This window comes from Jiulongibacter sediminis, from assembly GCF_001306455.1.
GTDB classification, from domain to species: domain Bacteria; phylum Bacteroidota; class Bacteroidia; order Cytophagales; family Spirosomataceae; genus Jiulongibacter; species Jiulongibacter sediminis.
Window position 1 is genome coordinate 516,378 of the sequence record NZ_LGTQ01000006.1, and the last position, 22,801, is coordinate 539,178.

20 protein-coding genes and 3 tRNA genes are annotated in these 22,801 nt (G+C 41.4%); 12 read left to right on the plus strand and 11 right to left on the minus strand.

From position 1 onward, the window contains the following. Complete coding sequence (locus AFM12_RS08145) at positions 1-1,140, plus strand: aromatic ring-hydroxylating oxygenase subunit alpha (protein ID WP_055146445.1); 1,140 nt, start codon at positions 1-3, stop codon at positions 1,138-1,140. Positions 1,141-1,145: 5 nt separating this feature from the next. Beyond that, a complete protein-coding gene (locus tag AFM12_RS08150; RefSeq protein WP_055146447.1) occupies positions 1,146-2,513 on the plus strand; it encodes an NAD(P)/FAD-dependent oxidoreductase in 1,368 nt (455 codons plus the stop codon). Here the strand turns inward: AFM12_RS08150 and lgt are convergent, their stop codons facing one another. Next, positions 2,514-3,332: a prolipoprotein diacylglyceryl transferase gene (gene lgt / locus AFM12_RS08155; RefSeq protein WP_310586859.1), complete on the minus strand. Its 819-nt coding sequence runs from the start codon at positions 3,330-3,332 to the stop codon at positions 2,514-2,516. A 230-nt stretch (positions 3,333-3,562) separates the two neighbouring features. Here lgt and argC point away from each other — a divergent pair, with 230 nt between their 5' ends. Both argC and AFM12_RS08165 read left to right on the plus strand, forming a co-directional pair. Next, entirely contained in the window at positions 3,563-4,531 is a 969-nt protein-coding gene (gene argC / locus AFM12_RS08160; protein WP_055146449.1) for an N-acetyl-gamma-glutamyl-phosphate reductase, read from the plus strand. A gap of 25 nt (positions 4,532-4,556) precedes the next feature. Continuing rightward, entirely contained in the window at positions 4,557-5,678 is a 1,122-nt protein-coding gene (locus tag AFM12_RS08165; RefSeq protein WP_055146452.1) for an aspartate aminotransferase family protein, read from the plus strand. Positions 5,679-5,916: 238 nt separating this feature from the next. Here the strand turns inward: AFM12_RS08165 and AFM12_RS08170 are convergent. Both AFM12_RS08170 and AFM12_RS08175 read right to left on the minus strand, forming a co-directional pair. Beyond that, positions 5,917-6,005: transfer RNA gene (locus AFM12_RS08170), tRNA-Leu, on the minus strand. Positions 6,006-6,062: 57 nt separating this feature from the next. Further along, positions 6,063-6,135, minus strand: a tRNA-Gly gene (locus AFM12_RS08175). Positions 6,136-6,249: 114 nt separating this feature from the next. Here AFM12_RS08175 and hisIE point away from each other — a divergent pair. The 3 genes from hisIE to AFM12_RS08190 are packed head-to-tail and all read left to right on the plus strand — an operon-like array spanning position 6,250 to position 7,571. Then, positions 6,250-6,852 (plus strand): bifunctional phosphoribosyl-AMP cyclohydrolase/phosphoribosyl-ATP diphosphatase HisIE, encoded by a 603-nt coding sequence (gene hisIE / locus AFM12_RS08180; RefSeq protein WP_055146455.1) that lies wholly within the window; start codon positions 6,250-6,252, stop codon positions 6,850-6,852. Continuing rightward, on the plus strand, positions 6,853-7,191 hold the full coding sequence (locus AFM12_RS08185) for a phage holin family protein (RefSeq protein ID WP_055146458.1): 339 nt from the start codon (positions 6,853-6,855) through the stop codon (positions 7,189-7,191). Then, the gene (locus AFM12_RS08190; RefSeq protein ID WP_055146461.1) at positions 7,188-7,571 is read left to right on the plus strand and encodes a hypothetical protein; all 384 of its coding nucleotides are present in this window, start codon (positions 7,188-7,190) and stop codon (positions 7,569-7,571) included. The genes AFM12_RS08185 and AFM12_RS08190 overlap by 4 nt, the downstream gene beginning before the upstream one ends. Here the strand turns inward: AFM12_RS08190 and AFM12_RS08195 are convergent. From AFM12_RS08195 to AFM12_RS08230, 8 genes are all read right to left on the minus strand, one after another. Continuing rightward, positions 7,568-9,019, minus strand: a complete 1,452-nt coding sequence (locus AFM12_RS08195) for a cellulose synthase family protein (protein ID WP_055146464.1) — start codon at positions 9,017-9,019, stop codon at positions 7,568-7,570. The genes AFM12_RS08190 and AFM12_RS08195 overlap by 4 nt on opposite strands. After that, positions 9,016-9,711 (minus strand): glycosyltransferase family 2 protein, encoded by a 696-nt coding sequence (locus AFM12_RS08200; protein WP_055146467.1) that lies wholly within the window; start codon positions 9,709-9,711, stop codon positions 9,016-9,018. Before AFM12_RS08200 ends, AFM12_RS08195 begins: the two co-directional genes overlap by 4 nt. Before the next feature lie 56 nt (positions 9,712-9,767). Then, complete coding sequence (locus AFM12_RS08205) at positions 9,768-10,805, minus strand: energy transducer TonB (protein ID WP_055146470.1); 1,038 nt, start codon at positions 10,803-10,805, stop codon at positions 9,768-9,770. After that, positions 10,806-12,281 (minus strand): S41 family peptidase, encoded by a 1,476-nt coding sequence (locus AFM12_RS08210; RefSeq protein WP_055146473.1) that lies wholly within the window; start codon positions 12,279-12,281, stop codon positions 10,806-10,808. Positions 12,282-12,354: 73 nt separating this feature from the next. Further along, complete coding sequence (locus AFM12_RS08215) at positions 12,355-13,557, minus strand: DUF2130 domain-containing protein (protein ID WP_082391248.1); 1,203 nt, start codon at positions 13,555-13,557, stop codon at positions 12,355-12,357. Position 13,558: 1 nt separating this feature from the next. Further along, positions 13,559-15,442 (minus strand): mucoidy inhibitor MuiA family protein, encoded by a 1,884-nt coding sequence (locus AFM12_RS08220; RefSeq protein WP_055146479.1) that lies wholly within the window; start codon positions 15,440-15,442, stop codon positions 13,559-13,561. 65 nt (positions 15,443-15,507) lie between these two features. Continuing rightward, the gene (locus AFM12_RS08225) at positions 15,508-16,362 is read right to left on the minus strand and encodes a fumarylacetoacetate hydrolase family protein (protein ID WP_055146482.1); all 855 of its coding nucleotides are present in this window, start codon (positions 16,360-16,362) and stop codon (positions 15,508-15,510) included. A gap of 16 nt (positions 16,363-16,378) precedes the next feature. Then, positions 16,379-17,155: an SDR family NAD(P)-dependent oxidoreductase gene (locus tag AFM12_RS08230; RefSeq protein ID WP_055146485.1), complete on the minus strand. Its 777-nt coding sequence runs from the start codon at positions 17,153-17,155 to the stop codon at positions 16,379-16,381. A gap of 152 nt (positions 17,156-17,307) precedes the next feature. On the opposite strand from AFM12_RS08230, the gene AFM12_RS08235 reads away from it, so the two are divergent. The 5 genes from AFM12_RS08235 to ilvN all read left to right on the plus strand — a co-directional run bounded on the left by AFM12_RS08235 (position 17,308) and on the right by ilvN (position 22,689). After that, positions 17,308-17,383 (plus strand) — tRNA-His (locus AFM12_RS08235). Positions 17,384-17,614: 231 nt separating this feature from the next. After that, the gene (locus tag AFM12_RS08240) at positions 17,615-18,427 is read left to right on the plus strand and encodes an enoyl-ACP reductase FabI (RefSeq protein WP_055146488.1); all 813 of its coding nucleotides are present in this window, start codon (positions 17,615-17,617) and stop codon (positions 18,425-18,427) included. Positions 18,428-18,705: 278 nt separating this feature from the next. Beyond that, entirely contained in the window at positions 18,706-20,391 is a 1,686-nt protein-coding gene (gene ilvD, locus AFM12_RS08245) for a dihydroxy-acid dehydratase (RefSeq protein WP_055146491.1), read from the plus strand. Between the two features lie 8 nt (positions 20,392-20,399). Continuing rightward, positions 20,400-22,142, plus strand: a complete 1,743-nt coding sequence (ilvB, locus tag AFM12_RS08250; RefSeq protein ID WP_055146494.1) for a biosynthetic-type acetolactate synthase large subunit — start codon at positions 20,400-20,402, stop codon at positions 22,140-22,142. A gap of 1 nt (position 22,143) precedes the next feature. Beyond that, on the plus strand, positions 22,144-22,689 hold the full coding sequence (ilvN, locus tag AFM12_RS08255) for an acetolactate synthase small subunit (protein WP_055146497.1): 546 nt from the start codon (positions 22,144-22,146) through the stop codon (positions 22,687-22,689). Positions 22,690-22,801 lie beyond the last annotated feature (112 nt).

Sequence of the window (22,801 nt, forward strand, 5' to 3'; positions counted from 1 at the left end):
ATGATTGAGAATTCGCAGTTTCTAAAGGCGATTGTTCCGAATTCGGCCTACTATAGTAAGGAAACTTTTGAAATGGAGCAGGAAAGAGTGTTTCAGGCTTCATGGTATTATGTTGGTCTTACTCTTGACCTACAAGAGCATAACGATTTTCTGACCCGAGAAATAGGAGGAAAATCTGTAGTGATTCAGAACTTCAAAGGTGAGCTGAAGGCGTTTCATAATGTATGCACCCATCGGTTCAATAAAATACATTCAAAAAAATGCGGTAACGGCCCTTTGGCCTGTCCATATCATAATTGGAATTACAATAAAGATGGCATTCCTTTCGGAATACCTTTAAAAAAAGAGTTTCAGGGACTGGATAAGGAATCACTCAACGAACTTAGACTTACCCAATTTAAGTTGGACACCTGTGGGAAGTTTGTTTTTGTAAATGTTTCAAACGATGCCCCTCTTTTGACTGAATTTCTCGGCAGCAGTGCAGAAAAGCTTCTTGAAATTAGTTCGATGCTAGGTCGAAAAGCCGAACATTATGAGATACAAAATAAGGCTAATTGGAAAATCGTAATTGAAAACACCTTAGAAGGCTATCATATCTCTTCAGTTCATCCGAGTACGTTTTATAAGCAGGGTTTTAACCTTAAATCAACCGTTGATTTTGGGAACCATGGTGATCATACCGATATGACACTTCATCTCTCTGAAAATGCTGAAAAGGATAAGAAGAGGGAGCGTTTTCATAAGTTATTAAAAGACCGCCCTTTTCAGCCTGATGGCTTTTATCATCTTCTTGTTTTTCCTAACCTTTCAATAGGTTCTCTTTTTGGTGTTACGGCCTACATTGGATCCATAGAGCCTGTATCTGAAAATGAATCGGTTTTTAGCTATGATTTGTATGAAACTAATTTCGGCGAAGGGCGTTTGATTGATGAAAATATTTCGGAAGTCCTAAGGTACTCGTCTATTGAATTTACCCGAACCACCCTTGAGGAAGACCGGGAAATTTGTGAAAATGTACAAAAAGGTATTGAGCAGTCTAATGCCTTAAAAGGTGTTTTAAATTCTTCTGAAGTTCGTATTTGGGACTTTCAAAATACCTACATGAAATTTATAGAACGCGAAAAAAACGTCTTAATATAGGTTAAATGACCAAAGAAAAAATCACCATTATTGGTGGAGGAATGACAGGGCTTTCGGCAGCGTATCTTGCTGCGAAAGACGGTTTTGAAGTGACTTTGTTGGAAGGGTCTTCAAAAGTTGGGGGGTTACTTAACACCTTTGAGATTGGAGGGAATCAGCTGGAGCATTATTATCATCATTTCTTTACCCAGGATGCTGAGTTTCATTGGCTGCTGAAAGAACTGAATTTGATGGATAAAGTGGTTTACCATAAGACGACTATGGGCGTTTTCAGAAATGGAAAAATCTATAATTTCAATGGTATCGTTGATCTTCTGAAATTCAGGCCGGCTAACCTTTGGGATAAGTTTTTGTGGGGCCTCAGCACGCTCTATTTAGGCAAAATGGTGAAGTGGGAGGATAAAGAGCACATTGCCACTCTCGACTGGTTTTATAAGTATTCCGGCAAAGGCATGACGGACGCTTTATGGAAACCCATGCTTGATATCAAATTTGGTCCATATGCTGATAAGGTTCCATTATCCTGGATGATTGGTCGTCTTGCACAACGACTGAATTCGAGATCTGGAGGAGATGAACGACTTGCCTATATTAAGGGAAGTTGGAAAGTTCTTCTTGACAAAATGGTTGAGGAACTCACAGCTATGGGAGTCAAGATCAAGGTAAATGAGCCAGTAGAAGAATTGATTATTCAAGACAATGAACTCAAAGGAATTAAGACTTCAAAAAATAAATATTCGGGAGGAAAGTATCTCATAACCATCCCTTCAGTCTACTTTGATAAGGTCAAAAATCTCCCTCAATCTTTCGGCGGAAATGGAGTTCAGTACTTTGGTGCAGTATGCACTATTCTGGAGTTAAAGAAGAAATTCAGCGATATTTACTGGATGAACGTTGCAGATGAGGGTTATCCTTTTGGTGGAATTATTGAGCATACCAATATGATTCCGAAGGAGGAATATAACGGCTCTCACATCCTTTACCTCTCCCGTTATTTTGCCATGTCTGAAGATCTTGCCGGAATGGATGCTCAGCAAATCAAAGAACGAATGATTCCGCCTTTGAAAAGAATCAATCCTGAGTTTTCAGAGGATTGGATTAAAGATGTTCATGTTTTTAAAACCAATACCGCGGCTACCGTTTGTGATTTATATTTCTCTGAGAAGGTTCCTCAAAGTAAAACGGAACTTAAGAATCTTTTTGTAGCCAATATGGCTCACATTTACCCCGATGAGAGAAGCACCAACAACTCTATCAGAGTAGCAGCGGAGGCTTGCGGCTTAATGGGTGTTAAAACAGGCCATGTTCCTTACGGAGCCAGTCTTTCAGGTAAGATTGGTTTTGGGAATAATCCCTTTGAAAAAGTTTCTTAATCAGGCAGGTTTAAGCCCTCTTTTATAAGCTCTTGATAAAAGGAATAATCCGAATAGAACCATCGGAATACTCAGCCATTGGCCCATGTTTAGAGCCATACCGTCTTCAAATTCTACCTGATTCTCTTTAAGGAACTCATAGAAGAATCGAAGGGTGAAAATCCATGTAAAGAAAAGCCCCGAAAGTAAACCATCCGGTAGCCTTTGTTTGTATTTATTCCAGATGAAATACATGATTATGAAAAGTAATAGACAGCTAAGTGACTCGTACAGCTGAGCAGGGTGACGAGGTACCTGGGAGTATTCAAAGTTTTGCTTGAACACAAAAGCCCAAGGTACATCCGAGGCTTTCCCAACAATCTCTGAATTCATTAAATTGCCGAAACGAATGAAAGCTCCGGTGAGAGCAACGGCTACAGACATTCTATCCAATACCCAGAAAAAAGGTTGATCGGGGCGTTTTCTGGAATATAGCCAAAGAGCGAAAACAATCCCGAAACCACCACCGTGACTCGCAAGTCCAGCATAAGGTGGAATAAGCATTTCCGTGATAAAATGCACCGGATCTTCCAGAAAATGAGACCCTTCATAGAATACATAATGACCAATTCTGGCACCTAGAACTGTCGAAATAATCATGGTCAGAAGCAAAGGGTCAAGGTCTTTTTCGGGTTTACCCTCTGTTCTGAAAATTCGGGTAAAAACCATATAGCCTAGAAGAAAACCTCCGGCGAAACACAGGCCATACCAGCGTAATTGAAAGCCAAATATTTCGGTGATAATGGAATCTACGTCCCAGATTATTTCAGTTAAGATCATTCAGTGATTTGAGTTATAGTCTGGTAAAATTAGGCCTTTCTTTAGAAAACGAATTAAAAACCTTGCGTTTCTTACTGCCTTTGCGGATTTTTGCCCCGCATTATGAGCACTAGTCAATTACATACTTTATCGTTTTTCATCGCCATCGAGCGACGAATTTTCCGTGTCTAATGCGTTAGATACGGCCATTTCTATCTTCAGATCTATTTTTGACTATTAAAATTTAATCAATGCAAATCATTAAAGCAGGTATTATAGGTGGTGCTGGTTACACCGGTGGGGAGCTATTGCGTATTCTTATTCACCATCCACAGACGGAAATCGTTTTTGTTAATTCTCAAAGTCAGGCAGGGAAAGCCGTTTGGGAGACCCACAAAGACCTTTTTGGGGACACAGATTTACATTTCACAACTGATCTCCCCTTTGACAAAGTAGATGTTATTTTCCTATGTTCGGGTCATGGTCAATCAGTTAAGTTTCTCGAGGAAAATCAGGTGCCAGCCAAGGTTAAGATTGTTGACCTCAGTACTGATTTCAGAGATGAGTCAAACGGTTTTACTTATGGATTGCCGGAGCTGAAGAGAGAGGCTATAAAAACATCTGACAAGATTGCCAATCCAGGATGCTTTGCTACGAGTATTCAACTTGCTTTGTTGCCGCTGGCTAAAGCAGGCTTGCTGAAAGAAGATGTTCATGTAAGTGCAGTAACGGGTTCTACCGGTGCCGGACAATCTCTGAGTCCGACCGGGCATTTTAGCTGGAGAAATAATAATATTTCTGTTTACAAGGCCTTCACACACCAACACTTAAAAGAGATTGGTCAGAGTATGCGTTTTCTTCAAGATGGCTTTGATAAAAACATTCACTTTATTCCTTATCGCGGTGACTTTACTCGTGGAATTATGGCGAATGTTTATACATCTTTTGAAGGGAGTTTGGATGAGGCCAAAACTCTTTTCAAATCGTTTTACGCTGACCAACCTTACACGCATGTTAGTGATTCTACTATTGACCTCAAAATGGTGGTGAATACCAACAAATGCATTCTTCAATTGCAAAAGGAGTGCGATCAACTTCTGATTACAAGTATCATCGATAATCTCACGAAAGGAGCCTCCGGACAGGCAGTTCAAAACATGAATTTGATTTTTGGGATTGATGAAAAAACAGGACTTGGTTTAAAGTCTGTCGGTTTTTAAGAATAGTAATTTAAAACGAAAAGAAATGAATACTTTCAATGTATATCCTATATATGACATTAACCCAGTTAAAGCTCTGAATTCTACACTTTGGGATGAAAACGGAACGAAGTATACTGATCTATACGGTGGTCATGCCGTTATTTCTATCGGTCATTCACATCCTGAGTATGTTAAGGCTATCTCTGATCAAGTAGCCAATCTTGGTTTTTACTCAAATTCTGTACGCATCCCTTTGCAACAACAATTGGCAGAAAAACTAGGCGAATTGTCAGGTTTACCTGACTATCAATTATTCCTGGCTAATTCTGGTGCGGAGGCCAATGAAAACGCTTTAAAGCTGGCTTCTTTTCACAACGGGCGTAAGAAAATTATTGCTTTCAAAAAGGGATTCCATGGACGTTCTTCTGCCGCCGTTGCTGTTACAGATAACCCGAATATTAAAGCGGCGATCAACGATGACTCTCATGTTATTTTTCTGGATTATAATGATGCAGAAGCGGTACGAGAGGCAGTAGATGATGAAACCTGTGCTGTAATAGTTGAAGGAATTCAGGGAGTAGGTGGAATACACGTGGGGTCTGACGAATTCATGAAGGCTATCCGCGAATCCTGTGATCAACATGGAGCTGTTTTTATTCACGACAGCGTTCAATGTGGTTATGGGCGTTCAGGTAAATTTTTCACCTGGGAGTTTTCAGGCGTAAAGCCCGATATTATTTCAATGGCGAAAGGCATGGGAAATGGTTTTCCGGTTGGTGGTATACTTATTTCTCCAAAATTTGAAGCTAAATACGGTTTGCTTGGTACTACTTTCGGTGGTAATCATTTGGCCTGTGCCGCTGCACTTTCAGTTCTGCAGGTAATTGAAGAGGAGGGCTTGCTTGATAATGCCAGAGTTGTAGGTGAGTATGCTTTTGATCAATTGAAGAAAATATCCGGTATAAAAGAACTTAGAGGTAGAGGTTTGATGATCGGCATTGAGCTCGATCAACCCGTTAAGGAAATCAGAGAGAAAATCTTATTTGATGATAAGATTTTTACCGGTGTAGCCGGTGCTCATACGATTCGATTGCTTCCTAGCCTTGGGGTTTGTAAAGAAGAAATAGATGCTTTTATAAGTGCTCTTAAAAAGTATCTGATTTAACTTTCATTGAAGGAAGAGATATTTCAAAGCGGGCTGTTCAGAATCAAATTTCTGAGCAGCTCTTTTTTTTTTATGACATTGCTTTATATTAAATAGGAGATGTTACTATCAACGGTCTTTTCTTATTTAACTTCTTGATAGTCTATACTATCCCGTAATAGACATAGAGCTTTTGTAAAAAGGCTGCATCTATGAAAGGATACAAATAAAAAAAGGAAGCTGAAACAGCTTCCTTTTATGGTACCGGGGACGGGGGTCGAACCCGTACGGGCGTTTCGGCCCACAGGATTTTAAGTCCTGCGTGTCTACCAATTCCACCACCCCGGCGGGTTTTGGTTACCCTTGTGAAAAAAAAAGCCCCACAAGATGGGAGCTTTTATTTCGAGCAGAAGACGGGTCTCGAACCCGCGACCTTAACCTTGGCAAGGTTACGCTCTACCAACTGAGCTACTTCTGCCTGTAAATGTGGGTGCAAAGATAATCCAAGGGTTTTATTTGTCAATAGATTTTGTAAGAATTTTTCGTCTTTTCTTTCGGGTAGACGTACTTTTGTCAACCAGAAAAAACTGCTATGGATAGAAAACCAAACTTCTCTAAAAACGCCGACGGATTGTTACCTGCTGTAATTCAGGATCATTGGACGTTAAAAGTCTTGATGCTGGGCTACATGAACGAGGAGGCCTATCAAAAAACACTGGCTGAAAAAAAAGTTACTTTTTTTAGCAGAAGTAAAAACCGGCTATGGACCAAAGGAGAGGAATCAGGTAATTTTCTTAACTATGTCTCATCAGCTATCGATTGTGATGAAGATACTATCCTAATACAAGCTGACCCGGTAGGTCCTACATGTCATACAGGAGATGATACCTGCTGGCAAGAAACCAATGAAGGGAAGGTAGGTTTTCTGGAGCATTTGAGAAAAACCATAAAAGAGCGTAAAGAAAATCCTTCTGAAAAATCGTACACCGCCAGTCTTTTTCAAAAGGGTATCAATAAAGTTGCCCAAAAAGTAGGCGAAGAAGCGGTGGAGCTCGTAATTGAAGCAAAAGACGATAATAAAGACTTGTTTCTTGGTGAGGCTGCAGATTTGATGTATCATTACTTAACCTTACTTGAAGCAAAAGATATCGCTCTTGATGAAGTTATTGATACATTAATCAAAAGACATAAGTAAATGTTAAACTACATTGTCAGACTAGCTCTTGTTGGGCTGGTCGTTTACATGATCCCTGATGTGCTCTCTCAAATTCAAGTGAGTAGTCTTACCTCAGCCATAATTGTGGCTTTTGTGATGAGTCTCCTTAACACCTTTGTGAAGCCGATCCTTACTATCCTTTCTTTACCGATTACAATTCTAACCCTCGGGTTATTTTATTTTGTGGTGACCGTGGCTATCGTTTATATCTGTGATGCTTTGGTGGGAGGTTTCAAAGTTGATGGTTTTCTACAGCCATTAATTTTCAGTTTTATTTTATCAATTGTCAACAGTCTGGTAGGTTCATTTCAGGAATGAAGTTTTTAACTCCTCTTTTGTTTCTCTTGTTTTTTTCGGCCTGCGTATCTGAACCTTTTGAGCTTGGTGATGGAGTAGACCTTGAGTCATTTAAGAAAGATAGAGGAGGATGTGAAAATCTGAGGTCTGGTCAAATTGAAGCACTAAAAGCTGTGTCGGATAATATTCTGACTCATTCGGAGAATGAGGTCCTCGCAACATTAGGCCGCTACGATTTTCAAATACTTGACCGTAAAAACCAGAAGGTATTTGTCTATTACCTTGAGGAGGGGCCACATTGTGAAGCTATTCAAAACGAGTCTTCAGCTATTTCAATGGCTGTATATTTCAATGCCACCAGCCTGGCAAAAGAAGTTACTTTTCAGCAAGGGATGCCTTAGCTCTGTAAGGCGTGCCTGACGGTGTAGAATACCACAAGCCCGTAGCCCAGAAAGACCATAAAATGAAAAGGCATCATGCCGAAAAGGTTTTTCTGAAAATCTATCAGTAGCATTGCAGCGAACAATAGGCTGATCAAAGCCTCAATCCAGGTGAGTAGCCCGATTTTTTTGATGGAATAGACATTACCACGCCAAGAGTCGTTTTTGTTGACCACATTAAACTTAGGAGTACGTACGAAGGGTGTTTTTCGTCCCAGATAACCTTCAATTACGGCGATGGTATTATGTAGCGATAGCCCCATCATAAATACCAAAAACATAAAGAAACGCTTGGCGAACAGCCAAAAGTTAGGATTCTTCCTCCTAAAGGCCAACCAATAAAATGAACCCAGAATGAGCCAGTTGACCTGAAAAAGGGTAGTCAGGTTTACAATTCGATGATATTTCGAAAAGATATCGGTGTTTAACACCAATGGGATGCTGGCGAAAGCTAAAGCCACCACACTCAAAAAAATGGAGCTGTTTAGCAAGTGATAAAAACCATGCAGTTTGGTTGAGAGGCTCAAATGGTTAGCCTTAAAGACTTTTCTTGCATTTTTAACAAAACACTCTGCACCACCTTTCATCCAGCGGTATTGCTGCGATTTAATGGCCGGTAAACTTACGGGTAGCTCGGCAGGGGAAGGAAGCTCTCTTAAATATTGAAATTTCCAGCCTTTTAATTGGGCCCGGTAGCTAAGGTCAAGATCTTCTGTTAACGTATCAGGCGACCAGCCTCCGGCATCTTCTATGGTTTCCTTTCGCCATACACCGGCGGTACCGTTGAAGTTGATAAAATGCTGTCCGGCAGCCCGCCCCGGTTGTTCTATGAAAAAATGAGCGTCAAGGCCAAAGGCCTGAAGCTTTGTGAGTAATGAATAGTCCTCATTGATATGCTCCCATCTTGTTTGTACCACTCCGGTTCGCGAATCCTGAAAAAGTGGTATACTTTTAAAAAGGAAATCTTTTTGAGGAATGAAATCAGCATCAAAAATGGCTATAAATTCACCTTTAGCCATCGGAAGGCCGTATTTCAATGCTCCGGCTTTGAAGCCTGTTCGCTCTGGTCTTCTGACTAATTCTATATCAAAACCTAAGTCAGCGTACTCCCGAGCCTTTTTTTGAAGTATTTCTGTGGTTTTATCGGTAGAGTCATCTAATAGTTGAATCTGTAGTTTGCCTTTCGGGTATTCAATGCTGAGAATTGAATCGACTAACCTTTCAGCAACATATTGCTCATTATAAAGAGGTAGCTGAATAGTGACCAATGGCCAATCTTCCTGATTTTCAGATGGAGTTGGTGCCTTATATTTAAAATGGGTGATGATGAGGCTGGCCTGCATGAGGCAATAGCCAAAAATTATACTTAAAGGAATCAGATACGCTATGAGAAGTAAAGGCTCACTCATTTTGATGAAAGTGCGTATTTAAAGATCCAAAGCAAAATTTTGTAACCGGCGAGCACTGTTCCTTTTACTGTTCCTGACACCTTTGATTGACCAATTCGCTTTTTGTAATTCACAGGGACTTCTGTGATTTTTAATTTGTGCCTTGCGGCTTTAAGCTGCATTTCTACGGTCCAGCCATAGGTTTTATCCTCCATTTTGAGCTTTTGGAGAGCATCCCAGCGGATTGCCCTGAATGGACCGAGGTCGGTATAATGAACACCAAAAAAAAGTTTGATTAGTCGTGTAGCCAGCCAATTACCAAATACCTGCTGTGGAGTCATAGATCCGCTTTCTTTTTGGCCCAAAACACGGCTTCCGATTACCATATCCTTGTTTTGCTCATAAATGGGGGCAATCACCTGTGAAAGTTCTGCCGGGTAATCGGAATAATCCGCGTCTAGAAAAACTATAGTCTGCGGAGATTTTGTGGCGGCATACTCCATGCCCTTCAGGCAGGCATAGCCGTAGCCCTGACGGGGTTCATCAAGCACAGTGGCACCAGCCTTTTTCGCCACAGCGGAGGTTTCGTCTCTTGAATTGTTATTAATCACAATTATTTCCTGAACACCTTTCGGAATTTCGGCAATAACTTTGTCAATAGAAAGGGCCTCGTTAAAGGCTGGTATAATTACAAATACTCCTTCAGGAACCAAGAGTTTTCAGTTTTTGCAAAGGTTAGAAAAAAGTCCTCTGCAATTTACGACAATTGTTACTCTATAGTTTCAGGTTTGTAGTTTTCACAGTATTTGTCATATAAATCAGCGGCTTTTTGCTGCTCCAGCACTTTGAGCTGGAGATAGTCTTTGCAGGCAGAGTTTATATCTTTTCTGAAAACATGGGCTGCGGCTCTGAGGTAATAGGCTTCTACAAAATATGGATTTTTTTCAATGGCTTTATCGATGTAGTAAACTGAGGTTTTGTAGTTTTTCTCGCCAAAGTAATATTGACCATAGGCTAGGTAATCCTCTGCCATTTGAGCTTCATTCATAGCTTCTACCTGTTCACTGGAGGTTTTGGTAAAACCAAGGTCAAAATTGAATTCTACTTCACAGTTGACAATTTCACCCTGATAGGTGGCAGGTAGCCAATGTCCCTTGGTTTTCTCAACGGCATCGATCAATCGATTATCGTATTTAGGGTCTGAGCTGGCTACCATTCTCAGGCCTTCCATTTTACCTTCTGTTGTAATCACAAAACGTACGACAAAACCTCCTTTCTTGTATTCGGGGAATTTAAAATCAGAAAAGATCTTGGACATTGCACTCATGGTAGGATGAATGAATTTCGGCTCTACCACATCTGGCTGATATACATAAACAAGATCCCCGTTTTTTGCCAGGTAGGCTTCAGGAGTGGTGCTTAGATCGTAAATGGGTTTATAGATCATTTTTATCCGCAGCGGTTCTACATCAGAAGGCTGATTAACCTGCTGTAACTCCAGAATAGGCTTCTCAAGGCGAGTTATCTTGTAGTGGTCGTTACGGTAAGAGAATACACTGTCAGAGATCCGGTATCGCTGAACAGAATTGACGCCATTCAGTGAAACGATAAGGCTATCACGACGAAAATCCAGCACAAAGCTGGATCCCGTCACTGAAAGATCATATAGCGGACTCCCGTCCTTTAATGTTACTTCATCTTTTACCCATTCTCCCTGAAGGGCTTCTTTTAAAGCTTGCTGAGCAAAGCTTTGGAGACCGCTTAATGTCAGGAGAACAATTGATGTGGTTTTTAGGAATTTCTTCATTTAACGTTTACTCAAGTACTCTGTAGCAAAGCCAACCCAGTCAACTTCGTTACTTGGTACTTTAACGTCAGGCTTAATGCCCTTATTATCGATGTCCTGGTCTCTCATACTTTTTGCCATGCCAATGGCCAGTCTCCAGCCAAATGCAGGTAAGCCCCAGTCTCTAACTTCGATATAATCAGCCAGCCCTTTGGTACGTGTACCTATAACGATTGTTTTATCGCTTTGCTTAGCTTCTAAAGTAACACTTTCTGCGGTACTTGCCGTATTTTCATTGACCAGAATTGCTACTTTTTTAGGGTAAACAGAGGGTTTTACATATTGGAAAACTTTGTCTGGCCCCTGAACATAGCCGTTCGGGTTATTCTTCATCAGCGAGATCACTTTGTTTAGTTTTGGAGCAAGAATTCTCTTAAACTTAGGATCCGTCTGGATTGACTCCAGCTCATGTGAGAGAAGTACAATATTGTCTTCAGATGATCTGAACATTCCTCCCTTTCTTACAATCGGCTTATCAGCTATGTATGGATAAAGGGCAGCAAAAGCATTTTCATTTCCACCAGGATTGTTTCTCAGGTCAACAATAAGATTTTCAGTGGAGCTGATTAACGGACTGTACTTAGTGACCATCGCCATGATTACATCATCAGAATCATACATTGTGAAAGGTGGCAACGTAATCAAGACTGTCTTGTCGTCAATTTGCTCAACACGGTAATCAGGCAGTTTAGTCAGAATATCCACATTACTAACAATGGTCTGTGGCTTAGGGTAAACCTTTTTCATTTTATAGATTCCCTCAATAACCAAGTAATCTTTGATGTGTCTCGCAAACTTGGTCTCAGCCGTGAAGTCGAAATATCTATACTCGGCCTCGTAATGGTCTTTGTACTTTTCTGACAGCGTGAATTTTGATTTACCTGCTGTCCAAAGCTCATCTTTAGCCTCCATCAGGAAGGCGGTAAACTCACCTTTACCCTCTTCAATCATGCCGAGACGGTAGTTTTTATCCTCAGTTTCCCAAATACCCACCAGCTCATGTTGATTTGGTTTACTGTCTAAAAACTTTCTGAATTGCTCCTCACTTCTGTAAGAAACTGAAGCTGTACGGGCCGCTCTTTTGGCTCTTTCTTCTTCTGGTTCAGGTTTTGTGTAAGGTTCCGGAATATTGATAAACAGGTGGCCGTCTTCAAAGAATGAAAGCCAGTCATTCATCATAAAATAGCATTCGGCAGGCTCGTTAACGTTTCTAACCCGCTCACGTGTTTCTTTCGTAAGCTTATCGAACTTCTTTTTGTCTTTGTTCGATCCGGTTTTCTCATGCCAGCCGGCATAATTTTTTTCAACTTTTTCGTAGGCATCTTCAAAAACCAGCGTGCATTTGCTTTTTAGTTTTTCTGCTGGCTGCTCTTTCTGAGCAATTGAAGTATTCAGGCTTAATAGGACAGTACCTATCAGGAAAGTGATTTTTTTCATTTTAGGACACGTTTTAATGATCTCTGCGAAATCATTCTCTAATACTGTGCCAAAAAATGGATCCCCTTAAAAATTATTCGTCTCCTTCAGGGAGTTCAAGGTATTGAATAGGCGAAATGGCGTTCCCTGCGATGCCTTTTATACTTCCATACATGTCAATGGTGTTGCCAATAACCTTATCTATTTGCGTCTCACGTTCTTTCCATATACGTTGCATGGCCCGCTTTTCACGGTCTAACTCACTTTTCAGATTGGAGAAGCCCTCGACAATGGCTTCCATCTGCTGTTTAAACTGACTGCTGGTTAAAAAAGAATAGAGTAAACTCATTTTGTCCGCCTTGTTCTCATTAACAGAACCCGCTTGATGAGCCTTGATCAGAATTTCACGGAGAACATAAACCAGACTTTTTACTTCGTGAAAACCACAGACCCATACTCCTTCTTTTTCTCCAAAACGATCCATGTCTTTGGGCATGGTCTGAGTTACCAAAACAGCGATTTCAGCTCCGGTTTCACGTTGATCAGTTTTGAGTTTCTCAATCCAGTCACCGCCCCAGTTTTGAGTTCTTTTACTTTCAAAAATGATTTTCCCACAGATCTGCCCGAATTCGTTTTTTACCTTTTGAATAGCGTCAGCCCCGCGAATTCCCTTTTTGACCTCCTCAATTTCATCGTAAGGGAAAGTCCTTTCCAGAATGGATTCAATCTCTAATTCCTGAATTTCACCTTGTAACTGCATGGAGCCTTGTTCGGCTTTTCTTTGCATTTCTTTGACGAGGTTCATCTGGGTCTCCAGCTTTTTCTCGTATTCTTTTTTGACAAGTTCAAACTCCTGGTCTTTTCGTTTGGCAGCAGACTCTTCAATGGATTTGGCTTTCTCAAGCAACTCTTTTTCCAGTTTGATCCGCATCTGCTCCTGACTCATTTTGAGCTCATTTTCCTTTTTTAGTAGCTCAAGCTCTTTTTTCTGGGCATCCAGAATCAGCCTTTGTTTATGCTGGTTGTCTTCCTGAAGGGCTTTGAGCATAGCCGCATTTTTTTCATCGGCTCGTTTTTGGGCTTCAGACTGAGCGATGGCCCACATTTTCTTTTTTTCTTCCTGTTCAAACTTCGCTTTCTCTTCCTGCAGCTGCTTTTTGAACTGTTCTATTTTAGTCGCATTCTCTTTTTCCTGTTGCTCAATACGCTTTTGGAGCTCTATCTGCATGTGTTTTTGCAGGGCTTCGCCGACATCAAAAGAGTGTCCGCAGTTTGGGCAGGTAGTTTTGTTTTGCATATTATTCAGAGATATATCCTGATTTCGGGTATTTCACTTTATAGCCTATTTTGAATGTCTTATTTAAGTTAGGGGAGACCTTTTCATTCCAGATAACTCTTCCTGATGTTTCGTCAATATTGGCACCTTTGGCCTCCATCTCAGTAATTTCTACTTCCTTGTTTCCACTCAATGGAAACTGATCAATTAATTTGAAGTTTATTTCGGAGTCTTTGGTGTTTCTAATCAGAATTTCAAAGTTAAAGGATTCCTCGACGCTACTTCCGAGGATTTTATTCCGAGCGAAACTTTTCAGGAGCTTTCGTGTAATAAATACACCGGGGTCTTTGCCCAGCGAAATATTTAGGGTGTCTGAAGATGGTAGCTCGAGATCTATAGTGCCTAAAAAAGTGCCCTCTGCATAAATGCTGGCTTTCCCCGGAAGCAAATTCAGTGCCCCCCAGTCTGTTATGCTTGCATTGACATAAACGGATTGATCAATTTTAGGAACAGAAATATGTTCAAAAGTTGCCGGTATTTGTAATTCCTTTAATTCGATGGATCGGGCTTTACCGCTCGACTCAAGTGAGGTCTTCTCTGTAAGGGTAAACTGTAGAGACGTTGGCCCTTCTTCTTCTGCAACCAGCTTTTTGAGTTCTTGTCGTGTATTTATTGTTACTCCTTTTGCCTTTCCACTTAACACTTCCGAGAATGAAGTTGTTTTTTTGCGTTGAACGGAGTATCCGGTGACTACAACCTCTTCAAGAGCCTGGGTATCCTCGTTGAGTTTCACCGTTGAAGGTACTTCTTTCGAATTTAGAGTAAGTGAATTAAAGCCTATAAAGCTGTAAGAAAGGAAATTGTCTTTTTTTCTACGATCTGGTGGAATGGTCAACGAGTAAAAACCATTTACATCTGTGGAGGTGCCCAAAGTAGTTTCCCTGAGTTGAATAGATACGCCAGGCAGGGGTTCATTGGTTCTTTCATCAACTACAAAACCGGTAATTTGCCAATCCGATTTATTGTATGCTAACTCTTCGCCCAGTTCATAGCTATTTGGAAATCCCCAGACCCAGGGCCTTATTTCAGGAACATTGGCCTTCGCATTTGGCATAAGATTATTAAAGGTCAGGCTTACGTCTTTCCAATTTTCGCCGGTGTACTGGTAAACATCGGCTTTATAGAGGATCTGCAGCGGCAGGTCAAAGCTGTTTGCTTTGATATCATAAGTGGGAGCCCAGCCGGCATTTGGTGTAAAGTAGGAAATTTCAATTTCTTTATTTTTGAGAGCGTTAGAGGACTTTACTGTAAACAAAATCTCAGAGAGCTGATTTTTCTCTTCGTTCATTAGCTCGTTTAGCTCTTTATTAAGATTTCTGATTTGATTGTCAAAAACTTCAAGACTTTTTGAAATAGATGCCTTCTTATTTAGGATTTCCTGCATTCTTGTTTTGAAGAAGTCTACTGTATTTTTTAAATCCTCGGGTTTCATACCAGAGTAAGTACCACCTACTTTTTGGTTAGAAAGCAGAAGTTGCTCTTCACGACTTAGGACTGTGAGGTCAATATTGAGTTGACTTTTCTGCTCTATAATTTGTCTGACTTCTTTCTTGATTTCAGTATTTCTTTTCTGCGTTTCGGGGGCGGAAAGGAATGAACTTTGATAAATCAGATCGGAAACACTTAAGGAATGATCAGAAAGGTTGACTTGGATACTTTCCGAGCTGATTTCATTCGAAATTCCTCGAATTACGAGTTGGTTTGTGCCAATGGTAAGATCGGTTTTAAGACTTCTGAAAACCTGTGCACCGGAAGGGTAAATGTTAATTTTAGTGACTTGCGAGTCAATTTGTTTCTGACCGATTGCAGAGAAAGAAACCAGGAGCAAAAGTTGAAAATATTTCATAGGGTATGTGGTTATTAGTTATTGTAAAACTCCCAAACAATTGAACCATTTGGGAGTTTATATAATCATTTCCAGTCCTCAGCCGTCTGCTTTTGAACTCCTAATCCGTCAATACCGAGTTCGATCACATCGCCGGGCTGCAAATATTGCGGGGGCTTAAAGCCCAGACCTACGCCTGCCGGTGTTCCGGTGGAAATGACGTCACCAGGAAGAAGGGTCATAAAGTTGCTCAAATAGCTGATGGCTTCATCGATATAGAATATCATGTCATCGGTATTTGAGTCCTGAATGACCTCTCCGTTTCGGCTGAGCCAAAGACGTAATTTGTGAGGATTGCCAATTTCATCCTTTGATGCCATGAAGGGCCCAAGAGGAGCAAAGGTGTCATTGGATTTTCCCTTGACCCACTGGCCACCCCTTTCTAACTGGAATTCGCGTTCGCTATAATCGTTATGGAGACAATAGCCGGCCACATATTCCATGGCCTCTTCTTTTGAAACGTATGAAGCTTTTTTGCCGATCACCACGGCAAGCTCCACCTCCCAGTCGGTTTTTTTTGAGTTTTTAGGAATAATCACATTGTCATTCGGACCACAGATAGCAGATGTTGACTTAAAAAATATAACAGGTTCTGAGGGCTTAGCCATACCGGACTCCTCTGCATGTTTGGCATAATTGAGTCCAATACAAATGATTTTAGAAGGTCTGGCTATGCATGGGCCTAATCTGACATCATCATTGACTTTCGGGCACGTTCCCTGATTTTTTTTGATCCAGTCTGACAAGCGGCTTAAACCGTCGGTTTCAAAAAATGCTTCGTTATAGTCTTCTCCAAAATCTGAGACATCCCAATAATTTCCGGTGGCATCCATGATCCCCGGCTTTTCTTTTCCTGGCTCTCCAAATCGTATTAACTTCATTTTTATATAGGTTGAATTATGGTGTATTTAATTTGACGAATCCCCCGTCGATAAGGTAGTCGGCCCCTGTAAGAAATGCAGCTTCGTTAGACGCCAGGTAAACCGCCATAGCGGCTACTTCTGAGGGTTTACCCATGCGACCAATCGGCTGTGATTCGGAAAGTTTTTTGAAAATCTCCTTCTCTCTTCCGGGGTATTTTGATTCGATATATCCATCTACGAAAGGGGTATGAATACGGGCCGGCGAAATGCTGTTGCATCGAATATTGTCCTTTAGGAAGTCTTTGGCTACCTGAATGGTCATGGTCAGAACTGCCCCCTTGGCCATTGAATAGGCAAAACGCTCGGGAACGGCTACCGTGGCAGCCACCGAAGCCATATTGATAATATTACCTCCTCCGTTTTTCTTAAAGTGGGGGATAACGCAGTGGATACAATTGTAGACACCTTTTACATTGATATTGTAAATTTTGTCCATGTCTTGCTCGGTGGTTGTTTCTGCGGTGCCGATATGGGCAATACCCGCATTATTGACTAAAATATCAATGGGCTGTACAGCATTGATCTTGTCCATTACTTTCTTTACCTGAGCCTGAACGGCAACATCTACTTTATGAATGTAAGCCTGACCACCTGCGGCGATGATGAGGTCTGCCTCTCGCTCAGCCTGGCTCATATTGAGCTCAAAAATGTGAACGATGGCTCCTTGTTTGGCAAAGCTTCTTGAAATTTCAAGGCCAATACCACTGGCTCCTCCTGTGATTATGGCCACTTTTTTATCGAGTCTGAACATCGATTGATATTAGGGTTTAATGTTTTCGCAAGTTACTTCGATTTTGGTCAAATCAGAGGGTGTAGAAATAAGAATCAGGACAGAATAAATTTTAATGATTAACTTTTGCAGATTTTCAGGAATGCATTTACCTTTGCACTCCGTTTAAAAATGGAGGTTGTAGCTCAGCTGGTTAGAGCACCTGATTGTGGTTCAGGGGGTCGTGGGTTCGAACCCCATCTTCCTCCCTCCAAGTAGCCTGATTCGAAAGAGTCGGGCTTTTTTATTTTCAGACCTTCGTTTATTTTTTGATCAAGACTGTTAATCATGGGGTGTAGTGATACAATATTCCTTTTCGAAACCCATCATCTTGCCATGCATTGTAAAGCATTATATCGGATATAGCTTTTTCACTTTTAGGAATCGCTGTCTTGTTTTAAGAAATGCCTACTTTTGCAGCGTAACATTAAATCATATTCTATGTCTTACGGTTTACTTAAAGGTAAAAAAGGAATCATTTCCGGTGCTTTGGATGAAAACTCAATCGCCTGGAAAACTGCTCTAAAAGCTCATGAAGAAGGAGCGTCTATCGTTCTAACAAACGCCCCTATAGCTATGCGTATGGGTAAAATCAATGAGCTGGCTGAAAAGGTGAATGCTGAGATTATTCCTGCAGATGCAACATCTGTTGAAGACCTTGAGAGTTTATTTTCAAAATCAACCGAAGTTTTGGGTGGTCAGTTAGACTTTGTTCTACACTCTATCGGAATGTCGCCTAATATTAGAAAGGGTAAAGAGTATGGTGATCTGAATTACGACTGGTATATGAAGAGCCTGGATATCTCGGCTCTTTCTTTTCATAAATTTATGCAGGTGGCCGAGAAGCTCGATTCATTAAATGAGTGGGCCTCTATTGTTGGTCTGTCATATATAGCTGCCCAGCGTACGTATCCATTTTATACAGACATGGCAGATGCTAAGGCTGTCTTAGAGTCGATTGCCAGAGGTTTTGGCTACCGCTTAGGTAAAGCGAAGAATGTAAGAGTAAACACAATTTCTCAATCGCCTACACCTACTACAGCAGGTTCTGGTATTGGAGGTTTTGACTCTTTCTTTGATTTCGCTGAAAAAATGTCTCCGCTAGGCAATGCCACTGGTGAAGATTGTGCCAATTATATCATTTCTCTTTTCTCTGATTTTACGAAAATGGTTACGATGCAAAACCTTTATCATGACGGAGGTTATTCGAGCACAGGTATTTCAGAAGAAATCATTGAAATGATGGGCAAATAGGTTCTCTCACAGATTATATTCAAAGGGCGACTCTGTTTTTCAGAGTCGCCCTTTTTTATGTCGAACATAGCAGAATTAAGCGGCAGCTATCTTTTTTGTGTACCATTAATGCCAATTGATCTTAAATACCTTAGGAGATCATTCCCTTAGAAAAATGCTATTGTTCAATATGTCTGTCAATTTTTATTCAAAACCTTTGGATATTTCTTGGATTGGAACATTCTTTGCAACGAAATTGTATTAATTAGCGAATATTCGCAGAAAGCGTAAAATCATTTATGTCAGAAAAGCTCAACAAGTTTAGCAGCACACTTACTCAGGAAGTTAGTAATCCTGCCGCTCAGGCCATGTTATACGCCATCGGTCTCAAAGAAGACGATATGAAGAAACCTCAGATCGGTATCGCCAGTACCGGTTATGAAGGAAACCCTTGTAATATTCATCTCAACGGACTTTCAGCACATGTGAAAAAGGGTGTTCAGGCCAATGATATGGTTGGACTTGTTTTCAATACCATTGGTGTTTCTGACGGAATGACCAACGGCAATGATGGTATGAGTTTCTCTTTGCCAAGCCGTGATATTATTGCTGACTCTATTGAGAATGTTGTTTCAGCACAATGGTATGATGGGCTTATTGCAGTTGTGGGTTGTGACAAAAATATGCCGGGTGCAGTAATGGCCATGGCACGCCTGAATCGTCCTGCCATCATGACCTATGGCGGTACTGTTCGTTCTGGAAACTGGAAAGGTAAAAAACTCGACATTGTTTCGGCATTTGAGGCTTATGGTCAGAAAGTAGCAGGAACTATCGCTGAAGAAGACTATAAAGGAATCATCCAGAATTCCATTCCGGGTCAGGGTGCTTGTGGAGGAATGTACACGGCTAACACGATGGCTTCTTCTATTGAGGCAATGGGTCTTGCAATGCCGTATAACGCAACTTACCCTGCAACTCACGAGGGCAAAGTACAGGAGTGTATTGATCTTGGAGCAGCCATGAAAAACTTATTGGCGAAGCAAATCTTACCAAAAGATATTATTTCAAAGAAATCACTGGAAAACGCTCTGACCATTGTGATGGCTCTTGGTGGCTCTACCAATGCAGTTTTGCATTATCTGGCAATTGCTTATTCTGCCGGAATCGAGTTAACATATGATGATATTCAGAGAATTTCTGATCGCACTCCTTTTATTGCTGACCTGAAACCTTCAGGTAAATATTTTATGGAAGACATCATGGATCTTGGTGGTGTACCTGCGATCATGAAATACCTTCATAAAAAAGGTTTGATTCATGGTGATTGCTTAACAGTGACAGGAAAAACAGTTGCTGAAAATCTTGAAGCCGCCCCTGATCTTGATTTTGACGCTCAGGATATCATTCGTCCTATTGAAAAGCCAATTAAATCTACCGGTCACCTGCAAATGATGTTTGGGAACCTCGCTGAAAACGGAGGTGTAGCTAAAATCACCGGAAAAGAAGGAACCAAATTCGAAGGTGTAGCAAAGGTTTGCAATAAAGAGGAAGACATGCTGGAAGCTTTTGCTAAAGGAGAAATCAAAGCGGGTCAGGTTATTGTAATTCGTTATGAAGGCCCACGTGGAGGTCCGGGAATGCCTGAAATGCTTAAGCCGACTTCAGCTGTAATGGGTGCTGGTCTGGGAGATAAAGTGGCCCTGATTACAGACGGTCGTTTCAGTGGAGGTACTCATGGCTTTGTGGTGGGGCATATTTCTCCTGAAGCTTATGAGGGTGGTACAATTGCTTTGGTAGAAGACGGGGATAAAATCACGATTGACGCTGAAACGAGGGAATTGAAAGTTCACGTTTCCGACGAAATTTTGGCAGAAAGAAAGAAAAACTGGAAGCCGCTGACTCCGCCTTTCGTAGAGCACGGCGTACTTAGAAAATACTTTAAAACGGTGTCGCCGGCTCATGAAGGCTGTGTGACTGATAAATAATTTTGACTATGGCTACAGCAACAAAAAGCATAGGAAAAGAAGTGTCAAACTCCTCAAACGGAAAGGTTTACTCAGGTGGGCAGGCACTTATGGAGTGTCTGATTGCCGAAGGAGTGGATACCATTTTTGGTTATCCGGGTGGTGCCATCATGCCTGTCTATGATGCCTTGTATGATTACATGGACCGTATCGAGCATATTCTTGTAAGGCATGAACAAGGAGCATCTCATGCCGCTGAAGGCTATGCCCGAAGCAGCGGAAGAGTAGGTGTTTGTATGGCAACTTCTGGCCCTGGAGCCACTAACCTAATTACCGGAATTGCTGATGCGATTATAGACTGTACGCCAATGGTAGCAATTACCGGTCAGGTAGCCTCGGCACTTTTAGGAACAGACGCATTTCAGGAAACAGATGTGATTGGTATTACAGCCCCGGTTTGTAAATGGAACTACCAGATCACCAGTGCTGATGAGATTCCTGAAATCATGGCAAAGGCTTTTTACATTGCCAGAGCCGGTAAACCTGGTCCTGTATTGGTGGATATCACCAAGGATGCTCAGGTGGCGTTCATGACCAAAAAGTTTGAATATAAAAAGGTGGATTGGCTTCCAGGCTATCACCCGCGAATTAAGCCCAAAATGGAGCAGGTGGAGAAAGCAGCTGAGCTGATCAACTCTGCCAAAAAACCTTACATTTTGGTAGGTCATGGGGTATTGATCTCTGAGGCGATGGAGGAATTCAAAGCCCTGGTTGAAAAAGCTGATATTCCTGTCGCTAGTACGCTACTAGGCCTTTCTGCCCTATCCATTGAGCACCCGAATTATATGGGTTGGCTGGGTATGCACGGGATGTATGCTCCTAACGTGATGACGGATGAATGCGATGTGCTTATTGCTATCGGAATGCGTTTTGATGACCGCGTGACAGGCGATGCAAATCGTTTTGCAAAGCAGGCTAGAATTGTTCACATTGAGGTAGATCCGGCTGAAATTGACAAAATTAAAAAGGCGGAAGCTCCTGTAATTGGCGATGCCAAAGAAGCTCTTCAAATGTTACTTCCGCTAATTGAAAAAAGAGATTTCACAGATTGGAAACAACAATTCAGGGATCTTGAACCGGCAGAAAAAGAAGCCGTTAATAATCGGGATTTGGCGGGTGAAGGCAAAATAAAGATGGCTGAGGTGGTGAAAATGGTGTCTGATAAAACCAACGGAGAAGCCTGTGTGGTTGTTGACGTAGGGCAGCACCAGATGGTTACAGCAAGATATTACGATTTCAAAAAGCCACATTCTTACATTGCATCTGGCGGATTGGGAACTATGGGGTTTGCCATTCCAGCGGCATTTGGAGCGAAAATGGGAGCACCAGATCGTGACGTGATTGCTTTCATTGGTGACGGTTGTTTCCAGATGACCATCCAGGAGCTAGGTACTATTGCTCAAAGTGGGAAAGCCGTTAAAATGATCATTCTCAATAACAGTTTTCTGGGTATGGTGCGTCAGTGGCAACAGTTGTTTTTTGACAGAAGATACTCTTTTGTAGACCTTCAAAACCCTGATTTCATCACCATCGCCAAAGGCTTTGGTATACCGGGTCATACTTGCGAGGCTCGTGAAAATCTGAGTGAGTCTATTGACCAATTATTGAGCTCTGAGGGTTCTTACCTATTGGAGGTGATCGTAGAAAAAGAAGAAAATGTATTCCCGATGGTGCCTGCCGGTACCAGCGTTTCAGAAATCAGATTGAAATAAAATGGAGCAATTAAAGACCTATACCATTTGCGTATTTACTGAAAACAGTATCGGGCTTTTGAATAAAATCACGATCATTTTCACACGCAGAAGACTCAATATTGAAAGTTTAACGGTTTCTGAAACCGAGCGGAAAGGTGTTTCCCGATTCACTATCGTGATTAAGCACGAACAGCGTGAAGCCGTTGAGAAGTTGGTTCGTCAGATCAGAAAAGTAGTTGAGGTTTTATCCGTTTTCGGTTACCTCAATGAGGATATTGTATATAACGATATCGCCCTTTTCAAAATCCCGACGCCGCTTGACTCAAAGCCGCTGGATATGGAAACCATTAACCGTGAGCACAAAGCGTATATCGTTTACTGGGGACTTGACTACGTAGTACTTCAAAAAACGGGTACGGAAGAAGAGATTTTTGATTTCTTCAAATACATCAAACCTTACGGAATTCTGGAGTTTGTAAGATCAGGAAGAGTGGCCGTGGCCCGCACCCCAAAAGGTCTGGTAGAATACCTGCCTGACGAAGTGGAATGGGAGTATTATTTATAATACAGTTAATTCATAATCAAAGAAATAGCTGACTATGGGAAATTTAAAACAAAGCACTTAGCTTTGCAGCCCGAATTGCCAGAGTCGGTAAAAAGGAAATCTAAATAGAAAG

Bases quoted from the DNA above. Each gene is read 5' to 3' on its own strand.
- AFM12_RS08145 (WP_055146445.1), top strand. From the start codon at position 1: ATGATTGAGAATTCGCAGTTTCTAAAGGCGATTGTTCCGAATTCGGCC.
- AFM12_RS08150 (WP_055146447.1), top strand. From the start codon at position 1,146: ATGACCAAAGAAAAAATCACCATTATTGGTGGAGGAATGACAGGGCTT.
- lgt (WP_310586859.1), bottom strand. From the start codon at position 3,332: ATGATCTTAACTGAAATAATCTGGGACGTAGATTCCATTATCACCGAA.
- argC (WP_055146449.1), top strand. From the start codon at position 3,563: ATGCAAATCATTAAAGCAGGTATTATAGGTGGTGCTGGTTACACCGGT.
- AFM12_RS08165 (WP_055146452.1), top strand. From the start codon at position 4,557: ATGAATACTTTCAATGTATATCCTATATATGACATTAACCCAGTTAAA.
- hisIE (WP_055146455.1), top strand. From the start codon at position 6,250: ATGGATAGAAAACCAAACTTCTCTAAAAACGCCGACGGATTGTTACCT.
- AFM12_RS08185 (WP_055146458.1), top strand. From the start codon at position 6,853: ATGTTAAACTACATTGTCAGACTAGCTCTTGTTGGGCTGGTCGTTTAC.
- AFM12_RS08190 (WP_055146461.1), top strand. From the start codon at position 7,188: ATGAAGTTTTTAACTCCTCTTTTGTTTCTCTTGTTTTTTTCGGCCTGC.
- AFM12_RS08195 (WP_055146464.1), bottom strand. From the start codon at position 9,019: ATGAGTGAGCCTTTACTTCTCATAGCGTATCTGATTCCTTTAAGTATA.
- AFM12_RS08205 (WP_055146470.1), bottom strand. From the start codon at position 10,805: ATGAAGAAATTCCTAAAAACCACATCAATTGTTCTCCTGACATTAAGC.
- AFM12_RS08210 (WP_055146473.1), bottom strand. From the start codon at position 12,281: ATGAAAAAAATCACTTTCCTGATAGGTACTGTCCTATTAAGCCTGAAT.
- AFM12_RS08215 (WP_082391248.1), bottom strand. From the start codon at position 13,557: ATGCAAAACAAAACTACCTGCCCAAACTGCGGACACTCTTTTGATGTC.
- AFM12_RS08220 (WP_055146479.1), bottom strand. From the start codon at position 15,442: ATGAAATATTTTCAACTTTTGCTCCTGGTTTCTTTCTCTGCAATCGGT.
- AFM12_RS08225 (WP_055146482.1), bottom strand. From the start codon at position 16,362: ATGAAGTTAATACGATTTGGAGAGCCAGGAAAAGAAAAGCCGGGGATC.
- AFM12_RS08230 (WP_055146485.1), bottom strand. From the start codon at position 17,155: ATGTTCAGACTCGATAAAAAAGTGGCCATAATCACAGGAGGAGCCAGT.
- AFM12_RS08240 (WP_055146488.1), top strand. From the start codon at position 17,615: ATGTCTTACGGTTTACTTAAAGGTAAAAAAGGAATCATTTCCGGTGCT.
- ilvD (WP_055146491.1), top strand. From the start codon at position 18,706: ATGTCAGAAAAGCTCAACAAGTTTAGCAGCACACTTACTCAGGAAGTT.
- ilvB (WP_055146494.1), top strand. From the start codon at position 20,400: ATGGCTACAGCAACAAAAAGCATAGGAAAAGAAGTGTCAAACTCCTCA.
- ilvN (WP_055146497.1), top strand. From the start codon at position 22,144: ATGGAGCAATTAAAGACCTATACCATTTGCGTATTTACTGAAAACAGT.